Origin of the sequence: Bellilinea caldifistulae (assembly GCF_001306055.1) — a bacterium.
In the GTDB taxonomy this organism is placed as follows: Bacteria; Chloroflexota; Anaerolineae; order Anaerolineales; family Anaerolineaceae; genus Bellilinea; species Bellilinea caldifistulae.
In genome coordinates this window covers 160578-186263 of the sequence record NZ_LGHJ01000010.1, presented here as the reverse complement: position 1 = coordinate 186263, position 25686 = coordinate 160578, and the positions used below count along the sequence as shown (strand labels likewise).

The 25686-nt window shown below is 52.7% G+C and carries 33 protein-coding genes and 2 tRNA genes; 12 read left to right on the top strand and 23 right to left on the bottom strand.

All coding sequences use genetic code 11. The features are described 5' to 3' along the window. Positions 1–130: 130 nt before the first annotated feature. Both AC812_RS04575 and AC812_RS04570 read right to left on the bottom strand, forming a co-directional pair. Positions 131–421, bottom strand: coding sequence for a hypothetical protein (locus tag AC812_RS04575; RefSeq protein WP_061914905.1), 291 nt, complete (start codon positions 419–421; stop codon positions 131–133). Next, positions 418–1236: a tyrosine-type recombinase/integrase gene (locus tag AC812_RS04570; protein ID WP_061914902.1), complete on the bottom strand. Its 819-nt coding sequence runs from the start codon at positions 1234–1236 to the stop codon at positions 418–420. The genes AC812_RS04575 and AC812_RS04570 overlap by 4 nt, the downstream gene beginning before the upstream one ends. Positions 1237–1597: 361 nt before the next feature. Here AC812_RS04570 and AC812_RS18350 point away from each other — a divergent pair, with 361 nt between their 5' ends. From AC812_RS18350 to AC812_RS04550, 4 genes are all read left to right on the top strand, one after another. Next, on the top strand, positions 1598–1897 hold the full coding sequence (locus AC812_RS18350) for a type II toxin-antitoxin system RelE/ParE family toxin (protein ID WP_061914899.1): 300 nt from the start codon (positions 1598–1600) through the stop codon (positions 1895–1897). A gap of 19 nt (positions 1898–1916) precedes the next feature. Beyond that, the gene (locus AC812_RS04560; protein ID WP_062158804.1) at positions 1917–2213 is read left to right on the top strand and encodes a HigA family addiction module antitoxin; all 297 of its coding nucleotides are present in this window, start codon (positions 1917–1919) and stop codon (positions 2211–2213) included. 168 nt (positions 2214–2381) lie between these two features. Further along, positions 2382–2774, top strand: a complete 393-nt coding sequence (locus AC812_RS04555; protein ID WP_061914896.1) for a hypothetical protein — start codon at positions 2382–2384, stop codon at positions 2772–2774. 72 nt (positions 2775–2846) lie between these two features. Further along, the gene (locus tag AC812_RS04550) at positions 2847–3521 is read left to right on the top strand and encodes an RHS repeat-associated core domain-containing protein (protein WP_082148999.1); all 675 of its coding nucleotides are present in this window, start codon (positions 2847–2849) and stop codon (positions 3519–3521) included. Positions 3522–3744: 223 nt separating this feature from the next. Here AC812_RS04550 and AC812_RS17490 read toward each other — a convergent pair whose 3' ends face one another. After that, positions 3745–3975 (bottom strand): hypothetical protein, encoded by a 231-nt coding sequence (locus AC812_RS17490; RefSeq protein WP_145962529.1) that lies wholly within the window; start codon positions 3973–3975, stop codon positions 3745–3747. An 88-nt stretch (positions 3976–4063) separates the two neighbouring features. Here AC812_RS17490 and AC812_RS04545 point away from each other — a divergent pair, with 88 nt between their 5' ends. Then, positions 4064–4747 carry a hypothetical protein gene (locus tag AC812_RS04545; protein ID WP_145962528.1) on the top strand — a complete coding sequence of 228 codons (684 nt, stop codon included), beginning with the start codon at positions 4064–4066 and terminating at the stop codon, positions 4745–4747. A 142-nt stretch (positions 4748–4889) separates the two neighbouring features. On the opposite strand, the gene AC812_RS04540 is transcribed toward AC812_RS04545, so the two are convergent. Beyond that, the gene (locus AC812_RS04540) at positions 4890–5114 is read right to left on the bottom strand and encodes a hypothetical protein (RefSeq protein ID WP_061914886.1); all 225 of its coding nucleotides are present in this window, start codon (positions 5112–5114) and stop codon (positions 4890–4892) included. A 201-nt stretch (positions 5115–5315) separates the two neighbouring features. On the opposite strand from AC812_RS04540, the gene AC812_RS17485 reads away from it, so the two are divergent. After that, a complete protein-coding gene (locus AC812_RS17485; protein ID WP_157235410.1) occupies positions 5316–5492 on the top strand; it encodes a hypothetical protein in 177 nt (58 codons plus the stop codon). Here AC812_RS17485 and AC812_RS04530 read toward each other — a convergent pair. The 9 genes from AC812_RS04530 to AC812_RS04490 form a co-directional block, all read right to left on the bottom strand. Continuing rightward, on the bottom strand, positions 5489–5872 hold the full coding sequence (locus AC812_RS04530; protein ID WP_061914880.1) for a hypothetical protein: 384 nt from the start codon (positions 5870–5872) through the stop codon (positions 5489–5491). The two genes, AC812_RS17485 and AC812_RS04530, sit on opposite strands and share 4 nt — an antisense overlap. A 3-nt stretch (positions 5873–5875) precedes the next feature. Continuing rightward, positions 5876–6439: a hypothetical protein gene (locus tag AC812_RS04525; protein ID WP_061914876.1), complete on the bottom strand. Its 564-nt coding sequence runs from the start codon at positions 6437–6439 to the stop codon at positions 5876–5878. 11 nt (positions 6440–6450) lie between these two features. Further along, a complete protein-coding gene (locus AC812_RS04520) occupies positions 6451–7386 on the bottom strand; it encodes a hypothetical protein (protein WP_061914874.1) in 936 nt (311 codons plus the stop codon). Between the two features lie 288 nt (positions 7387–7674). Further along, positions 7675–8163 (bottom strand): hypothetical protein, encoded by a 489-nt coding sequence (locus AC812_RS04515; protein ID WP_061914870.1) that lies wholly within the window; start codon positions 8161–8163, stop codon positions 7675–7677. 1 nt (position 8164) lies between these two features. Beyond that, a complete protein-coding gene (locus AC812_RS04510; RefSeq protein WP_061914867.1) occupies positions 8165–8599 on the bottom strand; it encodes a type II toxin-antitoxin system VapC family toxin in 435 nt (144 codons plus the stop codon). Continuing rightward, positions 8590–8874 carry a plasmid partition protein ParG gene (locus AC812_RS04505; RefSeq protein ID WP_061914864.1) on the bottom strand — a complete coding sequence of 95 codons (285 nt, stop codon included), beginning with the start codon at positions 8872–8874 and terminating at the stop codon, positions 8590–8592. The genes AC812_RS04510 and AC812_RS04505 overlap by 10 nt, the downstream gene beginning before the upstream one ends. 64 nt (positions 8875–8938) lie before the next feature. Beyond that, complete coding sequence (locus AC812_RS04500) at positions 8939–9466, bottom strand: hypothetical protein (protein WP_145962527.1); 528 nt, start codon at positions 9464–9466, stop codon at positions 8939–8941. A gap of 185 nt (positions 9467–9651) precedes the next feature. Further along, entirely contained in the window at positions 9652–9969 is a 318-nt protein-coding gene (locus tag AC812_RS04495; protein WP_061914858.1) for a hypothetical protein, read from the bottom strand. A 128-nt stretch (positions 9970–10097) separates the two neighbouring features. Then, positions 10098–10169, bottom strand: a tRNA-Met gene (locus tag AC812_RS04490). 323 nt (positions 10170–10492) lie between these two features. Between AC812_RS04490 and AC812_RS17480 the strand changes: the two genes are divergently transcribed. Beyond that, positions 10493–10732, top strand: coding sequence for a hypothetical protein (locus AC812_RS17480; protein ID WP_157235407.1), 240 nt, complete (start codon positions 10493–10495; stop codon positions 10730–10732). A gap of 332 nt (positions 10733–11064) precedes the next feature. Here AC812_RS17480 and AC812_RS04485 read toward each other — a convergent pair whose 3' ends face one another. Both AC812_RS04485 and AC812_RS04480 read right to left on the bottom strand, forming a co-directional pair. Next, a complete protein-coding gene (locus AC812_RS04485; protein ID WP_061914837.1) occupies positions 11065–11520 on the bottom strand; it encodes a MerR family transcriptional regulator in 456 nt (151 codons plus the stop codon). Between the two features lie 86 nt (positions 11521–11606). Further along, positions 11607–11681, bottom strand: a tRNA-Pro gene (locus AC812_RS04480). A gap of 212 nt (positions 11682–11893) precedes the next feature. Between AC812_RS04480 and AC812_RS04475 the strand changes: the two genes are divergently transcribed. Then, positions 11894–12370, top strand: coding sequence for an RrF2 family transcriptional regulator (locus AC812_RS04475; protein ID WP_061914834.1), 477 nt, complete (start codon positions 11894–11896; stop codon positions 12368–12370). A gap of 92 nt (positions 12371–12462) precedes the next feature. Here AC812_RS04475 and bcp read toward each other — a convergent pair whose 3' ends face one another. The 7 genes from bcp to AC812_RS04440 are packed head-to-tail and all read right to left on the bottom strand — an operon-like array spanning position 12463 to position 19741. Then, positions 12463–12927, bottom strand: coding sequence for a thioredoxin-dependent thiol peroxidase (gene bcp, locus AC812_RS04470; protein ID WP_061914832.1), 465 nt, complete (start codon positions 12925–12927; stop codon positions 12463–12465). A gap of 22 nt (positions 12928–12949) precedes the next feature. Then, positions 12950–14905, bottom strand: coding sequence for a molybdopterin biosynthesis protein (locus tag AC812_RS04465; RefSeq protein WP_061914829.1), 1956 nt, complete (start codon positions 14903–14905; stop codon positions 12950–12952). A gap of 9 nt (positions 14906–14914) precedes the next feature. Continuing rightward, complete coding sequence (locus AC812_RS04460) at positions 14915–15868, bottom strand: polysaccharide deacetylase family protein (RefSeq protein WP_169787258.1); 954 nt, start codon at positions 15866–15868, stop codon at positions 14915–14917. A gap of 5 nt (positions 15869–15873) precedes the next feature. Then, entirely contained in the window at positions 15874–17115 is a 1242-nt protein-coding gene (locus tag AC812_RS04455) for a molybdopterin molybdotransferase MoeA (RefSeq protein ID WP_061914824.1), read from the bottom strand. 3 nt (positions 17116–17118) lie between these two features. Further along, positions 17119–18030 (bottom strand): prenyltransferase, encoded by a 912-nt coding sequence (locus AC812_RS04450; protein WP_061914822.1) that lies wholly within the window; start codon positions 18028–18030, stop codon positions 17119–17121. A 17-nt stretch (positions 18031–18047) separates the two neighbouring features. Next, on the bottom strand, positions 18048–18776 hold the full coding sequence (locus AC812_RS04445; protein WP_061914820.1) for an SDR family NAD(P)-dependent oxidoreductase: 729 nt from the start codon (positions 18774–18776) through the stop codon (positions 18048–18050). A 5-nt stretch (positions 18777–18781) separates the two neighbouring features. Beyond that, complete coding sequence (locus AC812_RS04440; RefSeq protein ID WP_201797702.1) at positions 18782–19741, bottom strand: proline dehydrogenase family protein; 960 nt, start codon at positions 19739–19741, stop codon at positions 18782–18784. 95 nt (positions 19742–19836) lie between these two features. Between AC812_RS04440 and AC812_RS04435 the strand changes: the two genes are divergently transcribed. The 4 genes from AC812_RS04435 (at position 19837) to AC812_RS04420 (ending at position 24686) form a co-directional block, all read left to right on the top strand. Beyond that, positions 19837–21201, top strand: a complete 1365-nt coding sequence (locus AC812_RS04435) for a hypothetical protein (RefSeq protein ID WP_061914816.1) — start codon at positions 19837–19839, stop codon at positions 21199–21201. Further along, positions 21198–22730, top strand: coding sequence for a hypothetical protein (locus AC812_RS04430; RefSeq protein WP_061914814.1), 1533 nt, complete (start codon positions 21198–21200; stop codon positions 22728–22730). Before AC812_RS04435 ends, AC812_RS04430 begins: the two co-directional genes overlap by 4 nt. A 72-nt stretch (positions 22731–22802) precedes the next feature. Continuing rightward, positions 22803–23753 (top strand): carbohydrate kinase family protein, encoded by a 951-nt coding sequence (locus AC812_RS04425; protein WP_061914812.1) that lies wholly within the window; start codon positions 22803–22805, stop codon positions 23751–23753. Further along, a complete protein-coding gene (locus AC812_RS04420) occupies positions 23754–24686 on the top strand; it encodes a pseudouridine-5'-phosphate glycosidase (protein ID WP_061914810.1) in 933 nt (310 codons plus the stop codon). A 7-nt stretch (positions 24687–24693) separates the two neighbouring features. Here AC812_RS04420 and AC812_RS17475 read toward each other — a convergent pair whose 3' ends face one another. Further along, on the bottom strand, positions 24694–25686 hold the full coding sequence (locus AC812_RS17475; RefSeq protein WP_061914808.1) for a hypothetical protein: 993 nt from the start codon (positions 25684–25686) through the stop codon (positions 24694–24696).

Below are 25686 nucleotides of genomic sequence, written 5' to 3'. Positions count from 1 at the left end.
TGGAGGTGAAGAGGTCAAATCAAGATACACAGCCCCTTTGTTTTAGGGTGGATACCCCATCGAGTGCGGCTTTTCCACCCCTCAAACAGTCTGCTCGGCGTATTACGCTTGATTTTTCAACTCTCTCTTTTCAAAATTGTTTGGAAAGCAGTCGTTCCAGGTCTTGCATCCGAAGCAAGACCAGATCGTCCGCATGGCGTTTGCCCGCCTCGTGCAGCACTACCAGCGGCAGGCGTTCACCGGCGTTGTGGACTGCCTGCGCCAAAGCGTCCTTCAACCAGCCCGGCAGTTCCTTGCGATGCTTGACTTCCACCGCCAGCCGGTCGGTAATGACATCCGGCGTTGCCCCGCCGGTTGCGCCCAGACGCCTGCCGTTCAGCCGCTTTGCAATCGCCCTTTCGGTGTGCTTCCAGGTGGTCATATTCCCTCCACCGCATCCTGTATTCGCTCGGCGGTCGGGTGCAGATAGCGCCCGGTCGTCTCCAACCGGGAATGTCCCAAAATCGCCGCAAGAGTGGCCACATCCACACCCTTCTCGATGGCACGGGTGGCAAAGGTGTGGCGCAAGGTGTGCGGGGTGGCTTCGACACCGGCGATCCGCGCATACTCCGCCACCATGCGCTGGACATCCCGCTCCGATAGCGGCTTGCCCGTGCGGGAGAGGAACAGGTCATCGCCTGCTCCCTGGGGGCGTTCGTCCAGCCAGGCTTTCAACGCCTGACGCACCTCGCCGTTCAGCGGTACACGGCGGGTCTTGTTGCCCTTGCCGCCTCTTACCGTCAGCCACCCTGAACGCCCGTTCATTTCGACATCACCCACCCGCAGGTGGACTACTTCACCCACCCGCAAGCCCGCCCGTGCCATCAGGTTGAGGATGGCGGTATCCCGTGTGCTGCCTTCGGCGGCGGCAAGCAGCCTGCCCAACTCACGGGCGGAGAGAGCCTTGACCGGCGGCGTGACCTGCTTGGGGCCTTTCACCTTCAAGGTGCGCCCCAGGTGGCGCAGGAACGAACGGAGGGCTGCCAACCGCAGATTGACGCTCGCCGGTGAGAGCCTGCGGACGGTTTGCAGGTAGGCGGTGTAGTCCTTGACCTCAACGGCGGTGAGCAGGTTCCAGTCCACGCTTGCGCCGGTGGTTTGGGTGTACCAGTCGGCAAATTCGTTCAGTGCCGCCCGGTAACGCTCTGCCGTGCGGGGGCTGGTGAGGGTTGCAAGATACTCGTCTATGGGGTTCATGGGTGCGTTTTCCTCCCGCTAAAAACATTGTGCGACGCAGTTTAGGGCGGTTTTAAGCCCGAAAAATGGGGGTTTTGGGGCTATTTTTGGGGTTTCTGCGTCTTACAATGGTTATTGTACGACTATGTTGTGCGACGCGCAAAGTAGAGCCGTTTGGATGCTAAACCTCAGCAGTATCACTGATCTTCGGTCACTACTATTGTTCACCCCAGTGTCCTAACTTATGTCTGAACTTCAATATCATGCTTGACATGATATGAAATCCATGATATCATATATGTATGCTCGAAACAATAATAATATAGTGATATTTCGCAGAAAGGAGTACATTCTATGAATTACAAAGAGGACGGAACAAAGGATGATCAAGTCTTTTGGTGACAAGGATACGGAGTACTTTTTTAAGAATTTTAATACGATTAATCCTTTACATTCAAAATTTCCTCCCGATTTATATAGGCGCATTATGCGTAAATTATTAATAATAAATGCAGCATCCCAACTGATGGATCTCTACTCAATTCCGGGTAATGGAGTCGAAAAGTTATATCCAAAAGGGTCGAATATATTTAGCATCCGCATAAATGACAAATATCGAATAATCTTTCGTTGGGAAAATGGAGACGCCTTTGACGTTAAAGTAGTGGATTATCATAAGTGATTAGGAATTACGAATTATTATGGATACATCATTAATTCACCCTGGTGAAATTCTTTTGGAAGAGTTTATGAAACCGTTAGGTCTAAGCCAGAATGCACTGGCCCGGTTGCTGAGAGTACCCCCTGACAGAATTAATGCTATTGTACAGGGAAAAAGAGGAATAACTGCCGATACCGCATTAAGATTGGCATATGCCTTCAATACTACGCCAGAATTCTGGATGAACTTACAAACCTATTATGACTTACAAGTTACACGGGGTAATTTAGAAGAAAAAATTTCTAGAGAAGTTCTACCATTTACACACAATCATTAAGATAAGACCGCCTGCTTACCTCCCGCAGGCGGTCATGATTTTTTTACAGTTATCTACTTGATGCCGAAAGTCATGCCACCCTCTATGACCAGGGGCACTTGTATGGATAAGTTGCTATTCCTATAATGAAATAAATTCTATGATGTTGATTCATAAAATAAGAGGTATGTGAAAACAAAGGCCTTTTGGCTTCTTTTTTTATATCCTGTTGTTTGCTTTGGACTGGATCATTTGATCAGAGCAGTGCGACTCTCCATGGCAACTGAGTTTGCTCTCTTTCCTCACCTTGTTATCGTAGCCATGAGCAGCATGATTTTTATGGGGATAAGTTTTGGAATATTTCTCTACTTTGCCGGACAAAAAGCAAGTGTAATGGCTTTGCTATCCCTTCTGGCTTTGGGATTATTTGCGTGGTTGTATCCGTTTTTACCACCGCAGTTGAGCTTTGGTGGGGTTTTGTATGGCTTTAATTCATACACCAGTCTGAGTGGGGCTTTATTGGTAATTCTTTCGGTGTGGAAAATTTTTCATCGGTTGTATCGTCGAAGTAAAGCAGGGTAATTCAAAATCTTAGGGTGGTCACCGAACAGGAAATAGACACTGCTGGTGGCGGCAATGTAATCCCTCACAGCAATCCGCTCTCGCTATCTCTACAAACCTTGGGGCGAATTGCGCTATACTACAGGTGAGTATTCCGTGCACTACAAATTCACCGCCCAACGCGAGGAAGCCGCCTTGAGCCTGTACGACTACCGCGCCCGTTTCTACGACCCCCGGCTAGGACGCTTCATCCAGCCGGATAGTATCGTGCCGGGGGCAGGCAACCCGCTGGCATGGGACAGGTATGCCTACACCCTCAACAACCCCCTCCGCTTCACCGACCCCAGCGGGCATGCCTTTCTCGAACCCCACGGCTTTTCAAGAAACAAAGAACTGAAATTAGCAAGATTTGAAGGAATCAGTCTTAATTCAAGTACAAAAATCGTGATCGAGCAACGAACCCAAGCAGTTGCCAATGCCTATGCCAGAACTTACAATCTCAATCAATATAACCTGAAACGGATGGGAGAAATCAGCGGCTACCGTTCTGTTTCGCCCGAACTCCTGTTTTTCCAAATCCACGGAGGAGCCATGACCTATCTCCATGTGGCCGAGTCGTGCGATGGCAATGGCGGAGGTTGTGCCGCCGAAACCGTGAGCAAGAACCGCATCATCCTGTATTCCAATGTCTCGGAGAGTTACTTCCTCAAGCATTCCCGTGTCATCGTTCATGAACTGGGACATGCTTTCAACAACGCCGTTGGTTAGGCAGCCCAGAATGTACCTGTAAATTTACTTCGTCCGATCACTGAGAATTATTTAATTGTTCATAAGGATCAATATGGCACCTTCTTTGGCTACGCAGGAAAATTTGATGATTGGCAATTCGGGGTGTCCGGCCAGCGGGGAAGTGAAGAATTTGCTGACATGTTCATCGGCTGGGTGTTTGGAAATTGGGACACATCTCCGGGGGGATTACAAAAAAGTCGATTCATGTCGGATCACATGGGTAGCTTGCTTGGCAGGTGGTGAAGTTATCTGAAAAGGAAAAAATCATGAAATTTTCCATTTCCTTTCTTGTGGTGCTCTCCATCATCGCTTCCATGCTCTGGAGTGCTTGCGGGGCAAAAAGTCCCGATCCCATTTCACCAACACTTTCCCGCTCCCCTTCACCACCCCAACCCACACACTGGTTTACCCTCAATCCCTCTGCCACGGCCATTCCCCTCCCCACCCGCACTCCCAAGCCAACAGGTACCCCCACCTGGGTGCCGTTGCCCACCCTGCCACCGGCCGAGGCCCTGGCAATAATGAAAGAATTGATCCAAACCAACGGCGGTTGTGAATTACCTTGCTGGTGGGGGATAACTCCCGGCAAAACCACATGGAAAGAGGCCTATGATTTCCTGCAGCCATTGGCCTGGCTGGTTGATATTCAGCAAATGCCGAAAGTATATCCGGACAATCTGTTCGTATATTTTTACTTTGCCATTGACGATCAACCTACTTTGATGAATTCTCGAATAGCCAGATTCTCCCTGCATAAGGAAACCCTGAGTATCGCCTGGATCACGGCCCGCCAGGATTACGATCTTGTTTCACTAGTAAAAAAGTTGGGTGTCCCCGCGGAAGTGTGGATATATATCACCGGGATTCCGGGAACAGGCCCGGTTGTATACACCCTAAAAATATTCTATCCAAATAAAGGAATAATGATTACGTTATATGATTATGCTGAACTGGTTCGCAGGAATGGTGAAGATTTTGTTCGAATTTGTAAAAAATCCCTGATTAATCAAACAGGTGGTGTTGTAGTCTGGTCTCCCGACGAGAAAAAGGAATTCCTGGATTTTTTCAGAGAGTACGAAGAAACCTACAGATATAAACCAATTGAAGAGGTATTGAGCATATCGCCCGAGGAATTTACCCGTTTCATTCTGGAAGCTGAAGTTGAACAATGTTTGGAGACTCCTTTGAGCGTTTGGGAAGAATAAAAAAACAGGTTTTACCTTCAGCATCGCATCGATCATATCAAAATGGTCATTCTTAAGTCAAATTTCATTCATGCATAACCAGGACCGCCTGCTTATCTCCCGCAGGCGGTCTGTTCGGCTCGCTTCGACACGCATACGGCGGTCACTTGATCCACTGGTCGAGCCGTCTGTCCAGCGCATATTGTCCGCTGCCAATATACATTGCCGTCCACAATAGACGGGCAATGAACGCCACAACGAACAACACCGCTACGACCAGCAGGACGGTATCCACCGCGGCGGTGTCCAGACCCAAGAGGGTCTCAAAGTCCACCCCCGCAAGATACAATCCCGCTCCGGCCAACAATGCAAGAATCAAGTACTTCATGGCTGCTCTCCTTTTTTTCGAGTGGTTTTTTGGGCTGGCTGCCCTCTGCCCGCCCACCCTCACGGATGAGCAGACAGAGAAGGCAGCCAACCGCCACCCGTCCCGGCACACTGCGGGTAAGCGCACCGGGAATGTGGAGAGCAGCCACTCCGCCGTATTCACCTGTCAACGAGCCACCCGGAGACCAGGTACGGGCTGGTCATGCGAATCGATTGGCAAATCAGCAACCCGCTCTGCACCAGTTCATCCAAAGGACGGCGGATCGAGTTCGTCCGCTCGGACAATCCCTCCACCACGCTCACCACCCGGTCAATCTCCATCCGGCTGCTGACGCCACCACACGCCACCGCATACAGCACCAGCACTTTGCGCCGTTAGCGAATATCCGATTCCTTCGGCTTCAACTGCGCCTTGAAGTGTTCCTGGGCAGGGGGGAAAAAAATCATCCCACTCATCTCCTCGACCAACTTGCGCCACAACTGCGGCAGTTCTTCCGGCGTCAAAATCCGCTCAGGCTGCCGTTTGGCTTCGCCTTTCTTCTTCTTCGGCTTCTCCTTCGCTTGCTGCGCCTCTTCCAGCCGCTTCTGCAACTCCTCACGGGTACGGCGTTCCTGCGCCGCTTCTGCCTGCGCCCGTTCCAGCCGTTCCCGCAGGACGGCAACCCGGTAGTACCGCCGTCCGTCCTCGTCCACCAGACACCAGGCGGCGTGAAATTGTCCGTTCTTGCTTTCGATACCGTTATCCAGTATTCGCAACATCGCCTATCTCCGCTCCCTTGCCCGTTCGATGACCGTGCGAGGGTCTGCGCCGGTTGGGGCGTGCGCCAGCAAGTTCTTGATGAGCAATCCCGCTTGCGCCACCGGCATCCCCCACAGTGCAAAAGACGCCAGTACACCCAGATAATTGACCCCGGCAATCAGGTTGTCCGCCGGTTGTGCATCCATCACCCAGAACAACACCCGTGCGCCCAGTCCCACCAGGGCGTACAGGATGAGGTTCTGCACGCTCTCCCATGCCGATTCGTCCGGGCGGTAATTGTCCACCTTGACCACAAAACCGCTCACTCCTGCCAGTCCTGCCAGCAGGTACGGCGCAGGGCTGGGCGCAAACAACACCGCTGCCAGTGCCAGACCAGCGGCGGGCAGCAGCACCTGCCGCATCCGGCGGGCTTGGGCTTCCTGCAACCGCTGACCGAGCAGCAGGTACAGCCATGCCAGCGCCGGGATGAGCAGCACCAGCGCCAGGTTGTCCACCGCCAGCCAGACCAGTGCCAGCAGTCCGTTCAAGACCCACACGAAAGGCAGGAGCAGGGTGTCCAGACTCATCTTCCCCCCTTTTACTTGATGATGGTGGTCATCATCAGGTAGGCGTCAAACTCGCCTGCCGGTATCTGAAACGAACGGGACGGCGATACCGGCGTACCGCTGGTGATTCCCGATACGCTCATGGCATAAAAGCCAGGGTCACGAATCTGCACCTTTTCCTGTACCAGCGTCCAGCGGAAAGTGTTGAACGCATCACAGCCCTGATTGGCTCCGTACCGGAAGTTCCAATCGGGACGGATGAGGGTCGCCCCCGGATACCAGTTCGCCAGGTCGTTCAAAATCCAGTCCCGGCTGGATTTTTTCAGGCTTGCCGAAGCCAGCACCCTCGCCTGCTCACAGAAGGTCTGTTCATGCAGGACGCAGTACTCGACTTCTTCCTCCTGCTCGACATACCGGTTGGGGGCTTTGCAGTTCTGTTCGATGGGCGGCGGCAGTTCTACCATGCTGCCGTTGGGAGCAACGCAGCGTTTGTTGACCTCCTTGCGTTCTTCCAGCGTGTAGTAGCGGAAGATCGTGGGTTCGATGGTCAGGGTAAATTGCAGGTCAACCCCCCGCTTCTCCGGGTCTTGTCCGGTCACGAGGGCGTAATTGGGAGCGGTCTTGACCGCTGCGGCAGTGATTCTGCCCTGCGTCACGCTCGGCGCACCGCATTTCTGCACCACCACCCTGTCCCAGTTGGTGAACAGTTCGGCGAAGGCGCAGCCGTTTTCGGTGGAGATCGCACAGACCGATTGCAGCCAGGCATCGTAGCCGGTGGTCACATCGGTTGAAAACAACGCCGTGAGACCGGCGATAGCCGCTTCCCGTCCGTCCGGTACGGCGGTCGGTTCGGGTTCTGCCCGGGCAGTGTTGAACATCGGCAGGACGAAGCGCACGGCGGCGATTGCCGCAAACACCACAAACAAGGCAACTAATGCTTTTTTGATGCTTGACAGTTTGATTTCCACGATTCACCTCCGGTTAACACAAAACGGCTCTCCCTGACTGGGGAGAGCCGCTTAAATACAAACAGCGTTCTCACGTTTCGGGCTTCTCATGCCCTCGGAGCCGCATGCCCCGTTCCTCGCCGATTATTCTACAAAGTTATTTTTTCCGTTCGCAAGTGGTATTTTTCAGTTCCTTACAAAATTGCAAGGTCAGGGAGTTGCCGCCGGTCTTTGCGGCGGAGGTAACTGGCATGGACGCCCTAACGCCGTTACCCAATACCACCAGGACTCGTTCTCGATCTGCCACCACTAGGCGTCTACAAAATTCAGATCGTCCGGCGCAATGATGCCTTTCATCCCCCGAATCCACGATTCGGCTTCGGCTGTTCCGGGCTGGGTGCGCACGAAATACACCCGCAGGAAAGGCGCAAGAATATGCGCTTGCGGGAACACCTCCAACTCCGTTTTTACACAATGTGACTTACTCTTGGATTTTCCCGTGCGGTAATCCCGTTCGTCAATCTTCTCCCACCCGGCAAAGCGGTCTTGCCAGAACTCCCGAAAGGTCATCCCTTCCGGCGGCAGTGTCCGGGCAAAGCGGGGGTCAATCTGCATCGGCTGATTGGCTTTGACGGTGTAGAAGTACCAGCCCACCCCACCAACAGCCAGCACAAAGACCAGTACGGCGATGATCGTCAGGCGCAGCACCCACTCAAACGCAAACAGCAAAACCCTGAACGGCAAGGCTGCCAGGTTGCGGGCTGCCAGTTTCAAACCTTTGCGTGTAACGACTGCCACCTCACACCTCCCCAATCCAATGCGCCCAACCTGCTCCCTGTGCTTGCAGGGTGTTGACCAGCCGCTGGTCTGCGCTCCACAACTCCGCTCCGCACTGCTCCGCCAGAGCCACATACTGGGCATCGTAGGCTTTGCTCTGTCCTAACCGCTCCGCCCAGCGCAGCGAGGATTGTAACACCTCACCGTCCGGCATAACCAGTTCAATCCCTAGCGCCATAAGGATGTCCACCGCTTCCAACGCTTGCTGCGGATTGAATCTTCCGCCGTACACCACTTGCCGTAAAACAGAAACCGCCTCCACCGGCATGAAACACGGCGAAACCAACCGGTAATACTCCCGTTTCCAGTGGCGAATCCACCGCTCCGCTGCCTGAGACAACGGATGAGGCATCATCAACGGCACAACCACACTGGCATCCAAGACGATCAACCCCATAACAATTCTCCCAGTTCCCGGCTGCGTTCTTCGCGCACTTTCTCCAACAGGTCAGTCTCCACCTCACCATACTTAGCCGCGTTTTCTTCCCGAATCTGGCGCAGTTTGCCCAGCAATGCTTCAAACTGCTGTAATTCCTGCTGGCGCTGGTGTTCTAGCCCGCTTTCCACCAGTTGCCGTACCAGGTCGGAAACACTGCGCCCCTGTTCCTCGGCAGCGGCTTTCAGTTTCCGCAGCGTATCTTCGTCAAACAATACTTGTGTACGAACCAGCATATCACACCTTTCCTTTCTATTGTGTAATTATAGTTTAGTACACAAGATTGGGATTGTCAACCCCCTACCGATACCCCCGCATCGAAAACTCGTTTGGCCAGTTCCAGCGTTCCAGCCACAGGTCGCAGTCCGGCTGCTTTGCCAGCGTGGTCAGTTCGGTAGCCACTCCCGGATAGCGCAGTTTGAGATAGCGGAGTATTCCCTGCATCCGTTTGGGCGTCAGGGTGCATACCGCTACCCGCCCTTGAAAATTCCGCTGATTGCGCCACTTGCGTACCCATGTGTTATCTGCTCCGTCCTTGCGTTTGCGTGGGTGGCGTAAAACCTCCACCTCGACATAAATCCGCTCGCCGTCCTTCTCGACCAGCACATCCGGCTCGACCAGCGGATTGTCCACCGGCGGACACACCTCCACCCGCCAGCCCCGTCTGCGGGCATGGTAGGCAAACAGTAGCACAGCAAAGGCGTGATTGGCGTGTTCTTCGGCGTTGTGTTTTTGGACAAGAACATCCCACTCCGACTTGCGGATGGGACAGCCCAACTCGTAAGCAAAAGCCACTCCGTTGTCCGTCAGACGCAAGACGGCATACATGATGAATTTCACCAACAGGGTGAAATCATTTGCCGGCAATTCCTTTCAAATCACGCCTCTTTCCTCACCTCTAATGGGCAAACCGGCGGTGGCCAATGTAGAAAGCAAAACGCCAGCGGGAATCGGTTTTCCAGATAACAAGAAGGAAATGACCGAGTTTGATTTGAAACACTTTGACTTTCAGATCAAAAAAGGTCTCTCTCATCTTTCACCTCACGGATTCGAGCATGTTCAATATCTCTAAAATCAACTCTAATTTCCTCAGGGGTGTAAGTGGTGTAACCCTTTTTTATCAATCGCAAAGCCAATTCATAATCTCTTGCCTGATACGCCAGGCTTGCGGCACCACGATAAAGAATACTGCGGGTAGGTTCGCTTTCGGCAACAGGCGGCAGTTTCTCGGCTGCTTCAATTTCGTATCGAAGGGCTTGCCTGGCAAGTTCAATAGACGCTTCCCATTGCCCTTTTTTGCGGGCAATATAGGCTTTATCTGCCCATTCCAAAGCCTATTGGTGAAGAGTAAATGGGGTTTCAGCCGTGCTCATCTCATTGCCGCAGTCCAGACAGGTCAGTCCGTAATTGTCGCCAACTTTCCTTCGATGCTCACACATGAGAAACCTCGTTTTCACAGAACGGGAAGTAGGATTTGAACCCTCACCCTGCGGCTCATGACGCCGCCGCTCTACCGTTGAGCTACTCCCGCTTGATCAAGTGAGAGGGATTGCCCTCGCGCAAGTCCGGCTCTTTGAGGGTCTGCCTCGCCTTCGCTGGGCTGATTCAGCCCCAACCCCTCTGCCCGTCTCTCCGGGCTGCCCCCCACCATTGCAGGCAGGGAAGTATTCCCGTCTCTCCGGGCCGTCACCCTGCCTGTTTCCCGACACTGGTTAGGGTGTGCCGGGCTGCACCTGTCCGTTGATGGTGCAACGACACCGACAGGTTTGGCAGTCCAACCGGGTGGGACTTGCACCCACCGCAAGATCAGGGATCATCCTGCCCGTCTATGGCGGTTGGAAACAGAGGATTACCATGTCGCTTGTCAAGGTGCTTGCCGGTCTCTCCCGGCTGTCACGTCCCCCGGCAGGCTTCCGATGGTCTCACCTGCCGCTCCGTCAGGCGAGGGCTCCCCGTCCCTTGCCCCGCCGGGTGCTGATGACTCAGCCCCGCTCCACGCCTCCCTACACGGCCGAAGTTAGCGTGGCAAAAACGGAGTTCAGGCGGGCGGGACTTGAACCCGCCCTCAAGCACCTGCCGCCTGAAAGGCCTTGAGCCAACACCGCACGGCAAACACAAAGCCCTCCGCAAATCACATTCCTTGTGAGAGGCTTGCAGAGGGCTGTCATCTCATGCTACAATCGCGGATGGGGTGAGCAGTCACGGTCTGCTTGCCTCAACCGTGAGCGTGTTACCGCACGGCTCACGGAACGCCCCGGTCGGGCGCACAACGCCCGGCGGGGCGTTGTGTTTGAGGCATTCAGCGGGACGCTGGTTTGGAAAAGTGCTAGGAGGAGTATAACATTATATCTAGAAGTTTTCAATAACTTCTAGAGATTTTAAAACAAAAAAAAAAAAAAAACGGTTTTGTGCCGTTTTTTGCTTTTCTAGGCTGTAACAAGTGGGCCGGTTTTTGGCTTATAAGGTAGCCCGTTATCATCAAAAAGCCACTTGCCTTGTCCTCTGCGCTGATTATAGATTTCGGCGCAATAAGCTACGTCTGCCTCATCAATTAGTTTGCGGTTTTTTTCGTATCCCAGTACCTTAATTAAGCCCCGCTTTACCCAAACAGAGACAGTCGGATTAGGAACCCCGTATTTCCGTTCCGCCTCGCTAATCCAAATCGGCTTCCCTTTCAGATGAGCGTGCTTCTTATATTCGGGTAAGTCCTCTTTTCGAGTAACTGCTTGATCTCTGACCTCATCCTCGCTCACGACCATTTCTCCCGCAACCACTCCAGCCCTGATTTTACCTTTCTCAATCAGAGCGCGCAAGCGGGTCTCATCCAGCCCGTACTTGCGGGCGGCTTCGACAACGGGTAGAAATGTGGGGAGTGTAACCATACCTGACCTTCCTGCTGAAAACACAAAACGCACCCAGGGATCCATCGGGTGCGTTGCGGAATACAGGGATGGAATCCCTGTGAAAGTCGGGGCGGGCGGATTTGAACCGCCGACCTCACGGACCCGAACCGTGCACTCTAACCGGGCTGAGCCACGCCCCGAACGACGCTCATTATACCTCCTCCTTGAATTATCGGCAAGATTTTTAATCATTTCCTTTGAATTTTCGCAAAAACACCCCTGCTTCCACCTTACAATCGCTTAAGATATTTTACGACCTGTAAAATTACTATTGTCACTTTCTGGAATATTGATATACAATTAAAATACCTTACAAAATCAATAATCATTGTAGAAATTCAAGGAGTGAACCATGTTTCGAATCAGCAGAAGACTGGACTACGGACTGCAAGTCATGATCGCGCTTGCCAGTAACAATACGGGACGACCCATTCCGAGCGCCCAGCTTTCTGAGTCCCTAAATATCCCTTTGCCTTTCCTTCACCAAATTGCCCACACCCTGATGCAATCCGGCCTCATTAAAGCCACACCCGGACCGCGCGGTGGTTTACGGCTCAACCATCCTGCGAAGAACATCACGGTTCTCAAAATCGCCGAAGTATTGGAAGGCCCCATCTGTCTAACCCCGTGCCTGGAAGATACGGAGGATTGCCCACGCAATGAAATCTGTACTTCCCGGTTGATGTGGGAAGAGTTGCAAAACAATATTATTGCCTATCTCTCCTCCACCACCCTCGAAAAGCTGGCAGCCTATTCAGAATTGATGAGCGTTCAGTCAGAAACTCAACCGGTGGAAGAAAATCAAGATGCTCCCATCCAAGAAGGCTGATCACCCATCCACCTTCAACCTTCATTCCAAAACAAACAGGTCAGGCAATTTTTGTAAATTCGCCTGACCTGTCTGTTTGTTAACTACAGATCTCAAGCCGCCTCTAAGGCAGCCAAAACTTCTTTCGAGTGACCTTCCGGCTTGACATCCGGAAAAATCCGCAGAATGGTGCCATCCGAGCCGATCAAAAACGTGGTGCGTAACACACCATCATATTCGCGTCCCATGAATTTCTTTCTTCCCCATGCACCGTACAATTCGCAAACCTGATGATTCTCATCCGCCAGCAATGTAAAGGGAAGATTGTATTTCTCTTTGAACTTGGCATGAGATTTTGGCGAATCGGGACTGACCCCTAAAATGATGACACCCGCTTTCTCGTACTCGGAATAATCATCACGAAAGCTGCACGCCTCTTTGGTACATCCAGGGGTATCATCTTTGGGGTAGAAATATAAAACAACCGGCTTTCCGCGATAATCACTCAAGCGGCGGGGAGTTCCCGTCTCATCGAGTAATTCAAAATCCGGAGCAGGGTTATTGGCTGAAACTGGCATTTTACACCTCCTTTGGTTTGATTTATAGGATCCATCTTCCCATTCGGGAAGTTTCATAACCGGGTAATTGGGCAACCGCTTTGCGAAAATCCTCATCTTGAGCCAGGGTAAACAAGGGCTGTAATAAATCATCTTCGGTATAAACCGATGGAATGATCAGATCATATTCCTCTTCAAAGAGGGGAATAAATTCTAAATCCAGAGCCACTGCGGCAGCGGCAATTCCCAGACCGCAATCTGCCCGACCTGAGGCAATCGCAGCCGCTACGGCCAGATGGGTGTACTCTTCCTGACCATAACCACGAATTTGCGCCGGGGAAATTCCCAGCAAACTAAGCTGGTAGTCTAGCAAGATGCGGGTTCCGGCACCCCGTTGACGATTGGTAAAGATCACATCTTCTCGCACCAAATCCTGTAATCCCTTAATGTTCTTAGGATTTCCTCGGGCAACCAGCAAACCCTGAACACGGTTGACCCATCCCAGTATACGTACCTTTTGGTCCGGAAGGTACTGTTGGACCGCTGCAAGGTTATACACACCAGTCTGTGCATCCAGCAAATGACAGCCAGCCAGGTGAGTTTCCCCTCGCCGCAAGGCTACCAGCCCTCCCTGACTACCTACATTGGCAGATACCAATCTTCGTCCGTAAGTTGACAGATACTGAGCCAGCAAATCCAGACTGATGTCGTGTGAACCAATTGCAAAAATGGTCTGATTGAGTTCTTCCGGCTGGCGGTAGAGGCGAACCTTCACCCGGCTGCCGGCTTCAATACCTTGAATTCCACGCGGTAAAACCACAATTCCATCGGAACGCACCAGCGAGGTAATCACCCCAGCACCACGTGAGAGCGGCGCTACCAACAACTGATCTCCAACCCTGCCTGCCACAACCCTTACATAATCATCGTCACCCGGCGGTGAGGTTAATTTGCGGGTAATTTTTGCTTCAATTTCAATCGGTTTATGCGGCGGCCGGCCGAGCCAACGCGCCAGCAGGGGTTCGATGAATATTTCTCCCGTGAGCGCAGCCGATACCGGATAGCCCGGCACCCCAATAATGGGACACCGGCTGCCGTCCTGCCGGTCAATCATGCCGAGGATGACCGGGTGACCGGGACGCACTGCAACCCCATGAACCAGCAGTTCGCCTAATTCCTGCACCACTGCGGCGGAAAAATCCTCCGAACCAGCCGATGAGCCTGCATTCAGCAGGATGAGATCGCTTTTCTCGGCCGCTTCCCGTACCCGTTGACGAATAAGCGCATACTCATCCGGGCTGATCGGATAACGAACCGCCTCGCCCCCCCATTGATTCACCTGTGCCGCCAAAACCAGCGAATTGAACTCGATAATCTTCCCCGCTTCCACCGGCTGGCCAATTTCGATCAATTCAGTACCGGTTGGCAAAATTGCTACTCGCGGTTTTCGGCTGACCACAACCCGATCATGCCCGGCGGCAGCAATCGCCCCCAAGTCCACCGGTCGAAGCACATGGCCGGATGGCAGCACCAGCTGGGTAGCCACAATATCTTCACCCATCGGACGAACATGCGACCATGGCGGTAAGGCGGCTCTCAGGCGGATTGAATGAGGCCGGCGGGCATCCTCCGTTATCTGACCGTCCTTATCGAGGGCTTCCACGTTCTCAATCGGAACAACGGCATTAGCCCACAAAGGTAGTGGATCGCCGGTATCCACGTAAGCTGCTTGTTGACCAACGGTCAGAATTACGGGGGCTGTGGGCATCGCGCCGGCAACATTCTCCGCCCGCAGGGCAAAACCATCCATCGCAGCGGCATGATAATGCGGGGAGGAAATCCGCGCCCAAACCGGTTTGGCCGTCACCCGTCCGACCAGATGTTCATGCAGCTCAACCGTTTCTTCCCCAAGAACCCCGCTTAAACTGGCTTTTTTCAGTGCATTGTCAAAACGAGCCAGAGCCTCATTCAGAGGAATATCCTGTAAATAAATGGACATGCTACCTCCTCACGGTTGGATTTTCTTGCCGGTCACGATTTCCTCAAAACAACCCAAATCACAATCGGATTTGATTTCCTGTCGGCTGAGAAAATAAAGCGTTTCAACGGAATGTATGTTACTGACCCCCAGGCCCATCCCGGCATAATAACCGTATCTCGCTGCCTTTCGAGTGATATTTTCATCGGCTTTACCATAGGGGTAAGCCAGAGTCAGTTCCTTTGTACCTAATAATTTCTCAAGGTAAAGTTTTGACACCACAATTTGATCATACACGTGAGAGGGGTTTTTCACCAAATCCTCGTGGCTGACCGTATGACTGCCGATTTCCCACCCATTTGCAAACAACTCGGTTATTTGCTCCGAGTTCATGTAGGTTGGAGCACCAACACAACCGGTGATAACATAGACGACCCCTTCAAACCCGTAGTGGTTAAGAACCGGAAAGGCGAGATCATAGATACTGCGATAGCCATCATCAAAGGTCAAAATCACCGGTTTGGCTGGCAGTTCTCCCCCCTTCAGGATCACCTTTGCCAGCTGGACAGGGGTAATGGTTTCATACCCATTCCGTCGGAGAAAATCCATCTGAAGGTGAAAATTTTCCAGTGACACCTCATACCGATTTACCGCTTCGCCGTCCACAATCCGATGGTACAGGAGAATGGGTACATTGATTTGTCCGGCAGGATAATATACTAACGCCGGTGTCGGCGTTAACGAAGGGGCAGGAGTACCGCTGGGTGTTTGCGTGAGTGTTGGAGATGGCGATAAACTTGGGACAATCGGTGTGGGTGTTTTGAAGAGGGTAGGCGTTCGTGAAGGCAATTGTGTTGATTGCGCCGAGACAACTGCCTCGCTTGCAGGCTGCTGGGCAGCTGCCTGAATACGACCGACACAACCTGCCACCAGCAAGCCTGCAAGCCCGGCAATAAGAGCCAACAGCCGAATTGCGAAATTCATGGGTTTCATCCTCTCCCCAAAAGGTAAACGTCGGCTTCTTCCCCTGCCGCCAACCCTGTGGCGTCTTCGGGTATGTGAATCAACCCATCTGCCCGGCTGAGCGAAAATATTAGATTACTTTTATAAAAAATCGGGTCGGCTTGCCATGCGTTATTCTTCTGAACCAATTTTGCCGGATAGTAGTCTTCCCGGCCGGCTTGCGAAGGCAGATTAACCGTCAATTTTGCTCGAATGGCAGGATGGATCAGACCAGGGACACCGCATAAACGATTCAACGCCGGCTGGACGAAAAGATAGGCGATCACCAACGCGCTCACCGGGTTACCGGGCAAACCGATGACCGGTTTACCATCACAAACCGCCAGAATGGTCGGCTTCCCCGGACGGATGTTCAAACCATGTACCAGCACACCGGGTTTACCCATCCGGTTGATCACCTCCGCTGTCAGGTCACGCGTACTGGCTGAAGAACCGGCGGTAATCAACACAGCATCACACTCGTCAAGCGCTTTCCTCAGCCCGGCTTCCAGCGCTGCCGCCTGATCGGGGAATATCCCGTATCGTTGGGCGATTCCGCCAGCCTGCTCCACCAACGCACTCAATGAATAACTGTTGATGTCGCGCACCTGACCGGGCTGAACGGCAGCCTCAGGCGGTACAACTTCATCTCCGGTGGAAAGAACCCCTACCCGCGGCCGGCGCAGAACATCCAATTCCAAAATTCCCAACCCCATTAAGCCACCAATTTCAGGCGGACGCAGCCGTACACCCGCAGCAACGACCTCCTCGCCCTGCTTAACGTCCTCGCCGGGTTTCAGAACGTTTTCCCCTTCCGCAACAGCCCGTAGCACTTCGATTTCATTTTCCCGGGAAGGCTGGGTGTATTCGAGCATAACCACTGCATCACTGCCTTTTGGCAGCATTCCACCCGTGTGAATCAATGCCGCTTCGCCGGGTTGCAAATCAAATGGGGGTGTCGTTCCCATGGGCAGCTCGCCCTTGACCATCAGGTAGGCCGGCAGTGATTCGCTTGCCCCAAAAGTATCCGCTGCCCGCACGGCGTAACCATCCACACTGCTGCGCGGAAAGGCTGGGAGTGGTTCGGGGCTGAATATCGGCCGGGCAGCCACGCGCCCCAGTGCATCCACCACTGCCAGCCGTTCCGTTTCCTTTAAGGATTGCGGAATGAAATTCAGCCAGTAGGACAAGGCTCTGGTTGGAGGAAGCAATTCTAAAAATTCAGGCATGTTCTACCCCGTCCACAGAGAAAAGACTTGCAGGTAAAGCAACAAACCAAAACTTGCGGCTGCCGTTAACCGCAACAGGCGCCAGTTTGGCTTAGCCCCATTGGCAATTTGCACCATCTGCCAGACTTGAAAGATGCCCACCGGTAAGACCAGCAAACGCGGCCAGGTCAGCGACCATGCCAGACCTGTCAGCGGACTGATTCCGACCAGTAAAAAAGCCAGGCCAATCAGGAAGTTGTGCAAAATCATTCCACGCTGCCACCCTAACCGAATCATCATATTCTGGCGACCGGCTTTGATCTCGCTGAAATAGGTTTCCAGCGAAGTGGCCAGGCTAAATGCCAGAAAAAGGGCTAACAGTGGAAAATTGAATAATCCCATCACCGGAATTAACTCACCCCGCTGTAACAAATAGGCAAAGCCCGGCACCAGAGTGGTTAAAAAAATTGCGCTGATCAGTTCACCATAGCCGGAATACACCAGCCTTAATGGGGGTACCCCATAAAAGAAGGCAAACAACCACGCAATCCCCAAAAAAATTAAACTGGCCGGTTGAAGCGCCCCGCGCGAATACAGCACAAAGGTAGTCATTGCGCCTACCGTCAGGGTAGTGGCAGCCGCCAGCAGATAGAGGTTACGAGAAACTGGTTTCCAATCATCCAGGCGCCCATTATTACTGCTGGAACTTCGTGGAATTTCCGGCACAAGGTCATAGTAGGATTTGAGATAAACGCTGCTTAATTGCAGTAAAGTGACCACTGCCTGACCCAACCAGTAAACCGACCAATCAACGGCTTCACCCAGATATACCAACACCCCTACCCCACAGGCATATAACAACGCCCCAGCCAGTAATGCGAGCGGCTGCGAAGTGCGGATGAACTCTCCCAAGACTTTTCCAAAGTTTTTTTGCATTCCAATTCCTGTGTGTTTTAGATTAATCCATAGCCGCCGTCAATGACAAGTACTTCCCCAGTGATGTACACACTTTCCAGCAGAAACGTGACCGCCCTGCAAATCTCATCCTCACTGCCGCTTTGCCCCAAAGGCGATCGCTGAACCAATCGCTCCCACTCCTCAACAGGGGTATTCTCGCCACGCAGAATCAAGCCCGGTGCAATGGCATTGACACGGATGTGCGGGGCAAGCCGACGTGCCAGCAAGCGGGTCAGAATTTCCAGACCGGCTTTGCTGATCACATAAACCGGGTAGCCCGTCCATACCTTACGCGCACCGGTATCACTGATATTGATAATCACACTACCCGGCTGCATGATTCGGGCTGACTCAACCGCACACAACCACGCCGCCCGGAGATTGACGTCCATCACCGCATCCCAATCTTCTGCCGTGATCGTGAGCAAATCCTGTCTGGGCATCACCGCTGCCGAATTGACGAGAACCCTGAGCGACAGCCCCGTTTCGGCAATCTGCTGGAACATCCGCCTGATAGCCAATTCGTCCCGTAAATCTGCACGAAAGGGAAAAACTGGTACACCCAATTTTTCCAGCTCTTCAGCCGTTTGATGGGCAGCCTCTTCGGAGTGGTGGTAATGCAAGCCAATGGCGTAGCCTTTGCCGGCCAGCGCAACAGCAATTGCCTTGCCCAAACGCACAGCCGCCCCGGTCACCACCGCAAGTTGAGGACGCTCATCATTCATGAAAATTACCGCTGAAAGAGGTTGGAAACGAAAAACCACAAGTTTGCCGGTCTTTCTGCCAGCCGGCGCATAAAATAAGGATACCAGTGGGTACCAAATGGCACGTAAATCCTCACCGGGTAGCCCTGTTTAGCCAATTCTACCTGTAAATCCCGGCGTATCCCGTACAACATCTGAAATTCCAGACGTTCAACCGGCAAGCCGTAGCGTTTGGCGGTTTGAATGGCATATTCGATGCGCTTCTCGTCATGAGTCGCAATGGCAGCCAGCGGTGGAAAGCGCCCGCTGGCCGTTGCGCGGGAGTACTCCAAACCCAAAGAGGCTTCAATCAACAGGTCACTCAGCCGGTCAAATGCCGCATCCACATCCCTTTTCCGCGGATAAGCCAGATGGGGTGGCTCCTGATAAGCCCCCTTGACCAGCCGAATTTTTACACCTTGCTCGATCAGGCGGCGGGTATCTTCGACGCTGCGATAGAGATAGGATTGAATCACCGTACCGACGTTGGTTAACCCCTCCTCATGCAGAGCGGAGACAATGTCCAGGGTTGAGTCGGTCAAACTGGAGTCTTCCATGTCCACCCGAATAAAGTTATTCGTCTGACGGGCTTTTTCCACAATGCGTCGGATGTGTTTCTCAGCCAGTGGCGGGTCAACCACCAATCCCAGTTGGCTCAATTTGACCGAAACGTTTGCCTGAACGCCGGTGCGCTCAATTTCATCAAGTAAATTTAAAATCCCCTGGGCAGCCACTTCGGCATCCTGAGCCGTTTGGGTATTTTCGCCCAGTTGATCCAGTGTTGCCAGCAACCCCTGCTGGTTAAGCACCTGAACAGCACGGATGGCTTGTTCCACCGTTTCGCCGGCGATAAAGCGGGAAGCCACTCGCCAGGCCAGCGCCCAACCGGTAATCCAGCGCTGCGCCCAATAAGCTTTGGAAAGGGTGATAAACAATGAACGCAGCATCTCCTCATTCCTGTTTCGAGCAATCCGATTTCCGTTTGATTCTATCATACCGAAAATTGGTTTGTGATATAAAATGAATTACAGGCAGGGTTTATATGCGAGCATTATTCCGTTCCCGCTACCGAGTGATCCTGATTTCCCTTACCCTGACCGGCATATTAGCCATCTGGTATATCAGCCGGGTACCGGGCGGTTTTGTGGCCGGGTTTGGGCAGCTTTTTTTATCCGGTGTGATCTGTCTGCTGGGTCTGTTTTTCTGGCTTTTTTTCTTCTCTCAATTCGTCCTGCCTGTCCGCAAACTGGAAGACCGCTGGCGCATTTACCAGCGACTGCTTTTGTACATTCAGGGAGGACACGGCCCGGCTATTTTCATCGAAAACGGCAAAATCCGGCAGCGTAAGGGAGAAATCAAAAAAGAAGGGCCGGGCGTGGTAATTTTAGACAGCGCAAGCGCGGCGGTTTTGAGAAAAGACGACCGTTTCAATCGTGCCATCGGCCCGGGTATTACTTTCACAGAGCGGAAAGAATATCTGGAAGGCGATAAAGCCGTTGTGGATTTACGCATTCAGAAAGGGAAAATCGGGCCGTTTCTCTCGGCAGGATCACCGACAGGGATAAGCGATGATCAACCGGCCCGCCTGGAAGTTCAACAGCGACAGCGCATGGAGACTCGCGCCTTGACGCGTGATAACATCGAGCTTGTTCCCAAAATAATCGTTCACTTCAAAATTGACGCCCAGCCAGGAGAAGGCGGGAGTCAGTACGGGTATCGGCCTTCTTCGGTGGAGAAGGCCATCTTGCGCCGCAATGTAGATGCCAACCTTCCGGAAGACACCCCTGACCGATTGAATGACTGGCGCTGGCTGCCTCCCCGCCTGGCAGCAGACATATGGAAAGAAACCCTCTCCCGTTTCCGGCTGGATGAATTATTCCATAGCCGCACTGATCAACCCACTGCCCTGCAAACCATCCACTCCATCATTCACCAGAGGTTAACTCAACCTCTGGCAGACGAATTGGATCTATTCGGAAAACCAACCGGTCAACAGGTTCCCTCGCTGGAGTATCAAATGTTACAGGAACGCGGCATCCGCGTTCTGAAAGTGGAAATCCGCGATCTGGAAATGCCGGAAGAAGTGGAAAAAGACCTGATCAAACGCTGGCAGACCTCCTGGCTCAATCAGGCAAGAAAAGAAAAAGAAATGATCGAAACCCAGCGGCAGTACATCACCCGCGAGAGTCAGGAACAGGCCGTACGCAACTTTTTTAGCGAAGCAGTTTCACCTCTGGCAGAAACCTGTTCCGGACAGGTACTTTCGGTCAAACGGACTTTCCATACCATTATGCACTCCATTCGAACCATCCTTGAACGAAACCCGCAGGCACAAACCAGAATGCAGCAGGAAATTGAGCAATTAACCCAACTGGTAGAAATGTCCACCCCAGAAGACAACCCATGACGTCATCTTCCCGCTCATCGTTTGACTTTTCCTTTGACCAAATTCAGCGTTGGTTTGAACGGCTGATCAGCCGTACACTGCAACTCGATCAAACCACCTCCACCCTGCGCGGGCTGTTCGTGGCGATCCTTTTTTTCGCCACCATTCTTTTCTACACGGCCGCCCGTCATCCAATTGGTCAACTGGGAACGGCGCTTCTAGGCTTGCTGGTGCCGGCAGTGGTACCCCGCGATTTGACGCCGATTCAATATTTGTTTTCGGCATTGGGGAACACCTTCTTTTCACTGGATGTTTTATTGATGACTGCGGCAATTGGTCTGCCATTCTTGCTGGCGTTGGAATTTGCCGCTCTATACCAGGCCGATATTTATGAAATTGCCAATACCTCTGTTTCACGCCGTTTCATCCTTCAATCTGCATTTGCCATTCCCAAATATCAGACTCTTGAGATAAAAGAGGAAAAATTATCGGCCGAGCAGCGCAAATCGCCTTTCATCCAAATCGGCGGGCCGGGGATCGTAAAACCCAATCCGGAATTTGCGGTGATCTTCGAGCGATTGGACGGTAATCCTCATTTCATCCGTGCCGGGATGAGTAAAAAAGATCGCACCTTGCAGGGCTTCGAACGGCTGCGCCGCATCATTGACGTGCGCGATCATACCTTTCATTATGAGAAAATCATCGGACGGACAAAGGATGGCATCAAAATCGAAATTCAGGATGTCAACCTGCTGTTCAGCATCTGGCGACAAAGTGGAAACACTCCCCTGAACAATCCTTACCCGGCACATCTGCGTGATCTCTACTGGCTCACCTATCAACAGGTGGGGGAACATTGGACCCACGCAATGACCGAACTGGTTGAAGATCATTTATTGCGCTTTATCCAGGATCACACGATGAGCGAGATTCTCTCGGCCGTTGGAGAACCCGAAATCCGCCGACAGGTTGCCCTGGAAAGCACCATCCACCGGTTGGCTTATGGCCAACCGTTGCGCCGCCCCCTGCGTTTCATTTACTCCCCCCAAATGCCTCAACCGCTGACGCCCCCCTCCTTTATTCCCCGCCCGCAATTGAGTAACTTTTTCAAAAGTTTTACTCAGGAATTCCCGCTGGCAGCCCGTCAACGCGGATTACGGCTGGAATGGATTAACGTGGGCACATGGAACACAACCCACCCGATTCTACTGGATCAACACATTGAGGCCTGGCGTTTGACCAGCGAAAACATGACCCGTTCCAGCCCGCGTGTCCTGGAAGAAATCCGTAATCAGGCCCGCTTACAAACCTATCAGCGAATTATCCAGCAGGATATTTTCCTCTCCATTGCTCAACTCACCCAACAGGGTTACCAGCCCGACCAGATTTACTACGAGATAGTCCGCTATTTTGAAATCCAGGTCAGCAAAATCATTGCCGAGATGACCGCCCAGGGTAAAGCCATTCCCTCCAGATTGCTCACAGCCAGACAATGCCTTCACACCGCTTTGGAAAATTATCTTTCCGGCAGCGGAGCAACTTTTCTGTGAGAAGGCGAAGATTGTCTGGTAGAATAAAAAATAATCCATCCCATCTCGCCAGCCGAAAAGGACAAATTCCGTATGTACCTGGACAGTTTGCATCCCGATAAACGGGTACTTATCATTGGAGCCGCCAGTCTGGATGTGTTAGGCCAGCCCATCGGTGTACCCGAACCCGGTACTTCCAACCCAGCCCACGTCCGCACATCCTTTGGGGGCGTCGCCCGCAACGTGGCGGAAAATCTTGCCCGTTTAGGCCAACCGGTTACGCTGATATCGGCAGTCGGCAAAGACGATCTTGGTTCACAACTTCTCCAGCATACCGCATCCGCTGGTGTTGAAGTCAGTCACTGTTTGCAAGTCAGCGATGCCAGCACCGCAGCGTACATCGCAATTCTGGACGAAAACGGAAATCTTTACTACGGATTGGACGACATGTCCATTCTCCGTCATATTTCGTCGGCTTACCTGCGTTCCTTAGCAGATTTATTCGCCAAATCTGCCCTCGTCTTTGTGGATGCCAATCTTGCCCCGGCCACCCTCAGGACAGTTTTTTCACTGGCAAAACGTCACAACATTCCGGTTTGTGCGGATGCCACCTCCACGCCGCTGGCAAAACGCTTCGAAAATCATCTTTCACGGCTCTTTCTGCTGAATGCCAATCGCAGCGAAGCCTCGGCTCTCTTGTATAACCGGATTGTGGTGAATGACGTGTCCAGCGCATTAGCCGCCGCCCGTGAGTTCGTTCGTTTAGGCGTCGAAATTGCCGTGATTCCCATTGGAGAAGGTGGCGTTTGTTATGCCACTTCGCAAACCTCCGGGCACATTCCAGCGGTATTAACCCGGATTGTTGATAGCATTGGCGCAGGGGATGCTCTGACCGCCACAACCCTCTTTGGTATTTTGAACGACATGGATATTGACGAAGCGGTCCGCCTGGGGGTTACCGCCGCTTCTCTGACGCTGACGCATACCGGTGCGGTCGTCCCCAACCTGTCACTGGAACTTCTGTACGACCGATTGATCATCTAAATGAACTCCGCCAACTTCCTTGAAATTGCGAACCCCGTTCGAAAAGCCCTCTTTTCCGGCAAACCAGTTGTTGCGCTGGAATCGGCGGTGATCACGCACGGATTACCCTACCCCCACAATCAGCAACTGGCACTCCACATGGAAGAGACCATCCGCCTCCAAAACGCCGAACCGGCCACGATTGCCGTGTTAGATGGAAAAATTCGGGTCGGTTTAACCGCCCCCGAAATCGAACGGCTTGCAAAAATGAAGCATGTCCGAAAAATCAGCCGCCGAGATTTTGGAATTGCCCTGGCGCGCGGCGAATCCGGTGGAACAACGGTTGCCGGGACACTTTTTGCCGCTCATCAGGCGGGTATTCGGGTATTTGCCACCGGAGGCATTGGGGGCGTGCACCGCAACGCCCCTTTCGATGTTTCGGCTGACCTTCACGAATTGAGCATCACGCCACTGATTGTGGTTTGCGCTGGAGCGAAAGCCATTCTTGACTTGCCCGCCACGCTGGAAGTGCTGGAAACCTTTGGTGTGCCAGTAATTGGTTACCAAAGTGATGAATTCCCGGCCTTCTACTCCCGAAAATCCGGCCTGAAGGTCAACCTTGTCTGCCAGAACGCCGCAGAAATTGCTCAGGTAGCGCTGGCTCATTGGGGAGCCGGCGTTCATTCTGCCATCCTGGTAGCAAATCCTCCGCCTGCTGAAAAAGCCCTTCCAGCAGATGCAATCGAAAACATCATCCACCAAGCCGTGCAGGAAGCGGAACAATTGGGCATTCGTGGGTCGGCTGTAACTCCCTATTTGCTGGAAAAAGTCAATCAACTCACGGGCGGGGCCAGTATGCAGGCTAATCTGGCACTGTTGTTGAACAATGGCCGTCTGGCAGCAGAGATTGCCCGGTCTCTTTCGGAAATGAGCAACCCCGCACCCCGGGTTTAGCCTGCAATTATCTGACCGGCGTGTAAGTTGGCCAGCGTGTGTCGGTGGGACGCGGTGTTCGCGTTACAGTTGGCGTCATGGTGATGGTCGGTGTCCGTGACGCAGTAGGGGTTAAAGTAACCGTACGGGTTTGGGTGGGGGTCAGAGTCAAGGTAATGGTACGGGTAAAGGTCGGGGTTGGTGTCCCGCTTGCCGTAGGTGTTGGGGAAGGGGTTCGCGAGGGTGTGGCGGTCGCAGTTGGTGTGGGCGGTTCACCCACCACGGTAAACCTGCCAAACGATTTCCACTGTAAACCGACAAAAATCTGGACTTCATAATCTCCCGGCAGCCATTCGCCAGCAGGCGGTTCACATTCTGAATATCCATAACCACCAGTACTGCCTGTCCATGGTTCGGTCAGAAAACACAAGATTTTATTATCGGTCATTCGCACCCACAGGACCGACCACTGCCCACCAGTTGTCATTTTGTCATAGCTGAACGTGGCATATAACTTTCCCACGGGATTTTGGAATTCGGTTTGCGGATTGACCGGTTGAAAATCCTTATCAATCTGTTTGGCAATGACCACCCGGCTGAAAACCGCCTCCGGATTTGGGGTAATGGTCGTTTCGATTTGGGCTGCAATTGCATCCGGCAGAATCGGGGTTGGTGATTCCAACGGGGTTTCGGTGAGGGTCGGCGTCAAAGTAATGGTTGGGGTAAGAGAGATCGTCGGTGTGAGGGTAATCGTAGGCGTCAAAGTAATTGTCGGCGAAGGCGGAAAGATCTGGTAAGCCACCGGTTCGGCGTAACGGTTGACTGCGAAGGCAAATCCACCGAGCAATACTGCCGTGAAGATAAACCGCCAGCCACGCGAAACCATTTCGCGACGCTTGCGGAAGTATAAGAGTCGTTTACCGGATTGAATGGTACGTACACCGGTAAAGATGCTGATCAGTACACCCAGCAGCAAAAGAAGAAAAGTGGTTTGAACAGCGGTGCGAATGTCCAGATTCAT

Bases quoted from the DNA above. Each gene is read 5' to 3' on its own strand.
- AC812_RS04575 (WP_061914905.1), bottom strand. From the start codon at position 421: ATGACCACCTGGAAGCACACCGAAAGGGCGATTGCAAAGCGGCTGAAC.
- AC812_RS04570 (WP_061914902.1), bottom strand. From the start codon at position 1,236: ATGAACCCCATAGACGAGTATCTTGCAACCCTCACCAGCCCCCGCACG.
- AC812_RS18350 (WP_061914899.1), top strand. From the start codon at position 1,598: ATGATCAAGTCTTTTGGTGACAAGGATACGGAGTACTTTTTTAAGAAT.
- AC812_RS04560 (WP_062158804.1), top strand. From the start codon at position 1,917: ATGGATACATCATTAATTCACCCTGGTGAAATTCTTTTGGAAGAGTTT.
- AC812_RS17490 (WP_145962529.1), bottom strand. From the start codon at position 3,975: ATGGCCGTGGCAGAGGGATTGAGGGTAAACCAGTGTGTGGGTTGGGGT.
- AC812_RS04545 (WP_145962528.1), top strand. From the start codon at position 4,064: ATGAAAGAATTGATCCAAACCAACGGCGGTTGTGAATTACCTTGCTGG.
- AC812_RS04540 (WP_061914886.1), bottom strand. From the start codon at position 5,114: ATGAAGTACTTGATTCTTGCATTGTTGGCCGGAGCGGGATTGTATCTT.
- AC812_RS17485 (WP_157235410.1), top strand. From the start codon at position 5,316: ATGCGAATCGATTGGCAAATCAGCAACCCGCTCTGCACCAGTTCATCC.
- AC812_RS04530 (WP_061914880.1), bottom strand. From the start codon at position 5,872: ATGTTGCGAATACTGGATAACGGTATCGAAAGCAAGAACGGACAATTT.
- AC812_RS04525 (WP_061914876.1), bottom strand. From the start codon at position 6,439: ATGAGTCTGGACACCCTGCTCCTGCCTTTCGTGTGGGTCTTGAACGGA.
- AC812_RS04510 (WP_061914867.1), bottom strand. From the start codon at position 8,599: ATGGGGTTGATCGTCTTGGATGCCAGTGTGGTTGTGCCGTTGATGATG.
- AC812_RS04505 (WP_061914864.1), bottom strand. From the start codon at position 8,874: ATGCTGGTTCGTACACAAGTATTGTTTGACGAAGATACGCTGCGGAAA.
- AC812_RS04500 (WP_145962527.1), bottom strand. From the start codon at position 9,466: ATGTATGCCGTCTTGCGTCTGACGGACAACGGAGTGGCTTTTGCTTAC.
- AC812_RS17480 (WP_157235407.1), top strand. From the start codon at position 10,493: ATGTCGCTTGTCAAGGTGCTTGCCGGTCTCTCCCGGCTGTCACGTCCC.
- AC812_RS04485 (WP_061914837.1), bottom strand. From the start codon at position 11,520: ATGGTTACACTCCCCACATTTCTACCCGTTGTCGAAGCCGCCCGCAAG.
- AC812_RS04475 (WP_061914834.1), top strand. From the start codon at position 11,894: ATGTTTCGAATCAGCAGAAGACTGGACTACGGACTGCAAGTCATGATC.
- bcp (WP_061914832.1), bottom strand. From the start codon at position 12,927: ATGCCAGTTTCAGCCAATAACCCTGCTCCGGATTTTGAATTACTCGAT.
- AC812_RS04465 (WP_061914829.1), bottom strand. From the start codon at position 14,905: ATGTCCATTTATTTACAGGATATTCCTCTGAATGAGGCTCTGGCTCGT.
- AC812_RS04460 (WP_169787258.1), bottom strand. From the start codon at position 15,868: ATGAATTTCGCAATTCGGCTGTTGGCTCTTATTGCCGGGCTTGCAGGC.
- AC812_RS04455 (WP_061914824.1), bottom strand. From the start codon at position 17,115: ATGCCTGAATTTTTAGAATTGCTTCCTCCAACCAGAGCCTTGTCCTAC.
- AC812_RS04450 (WP_061914822.1), bottom strand. From the start codon at position 18,030: ATGCAAAAAAACTTTGGAAAAGTCTTGGGAGAGTTCATCCGCACTTCG.
- AC812_RS04445 (WP_061914820.1), bottom strand. From the start codon at position 18,776: ATGAATGATGAGCGTCCTCAACTTGCGGTGGTGACCGGGGCGGCTGTG.
- AC812_RS04440 (WP_201797702.1), bottom strand. From the start codon at position 19,741: ATGCTGCGTTCATTGTTTATCACCCTTTCCAAAGCTTATTGGGCGCAG.
- AC812_RS04435 (WP_061914816.1), top strand. From the start codon at position 19,837: ATGCGAGCATTATTCCGTTCCCGCTACCGAGTGATCCTGATTTCCCTT.
- AC812_RS04430 (WP_061914814.1), top strand. From the start codon at position 21,198: ATGACGTCATCTTCCCGCTCATCGTTTGACTTTTCCTTTGACCAAATT.
- AC812_RS04425 (WP_061914812.1), top strand. From the start codon at position 22,803: ATGTACCTGGACAGTTTGCATCCCGATAAACGGGTACTTATCATTGGA.
- AC812_RS04420 (WP_061914810.1), top strand. From the start codon at position 23,754: ATGAACTCCGCCAACTTCCTTGAAATTGCGAACCCCGTTCGAAAAGCC.
- AC812_RS17475 (WP_061914808.1), bottom strand. From the start codon at position 25,686: ATGAATCTGGACATTCGCACCGCTGTTCAAACCACTTTTCTTCTTTTG.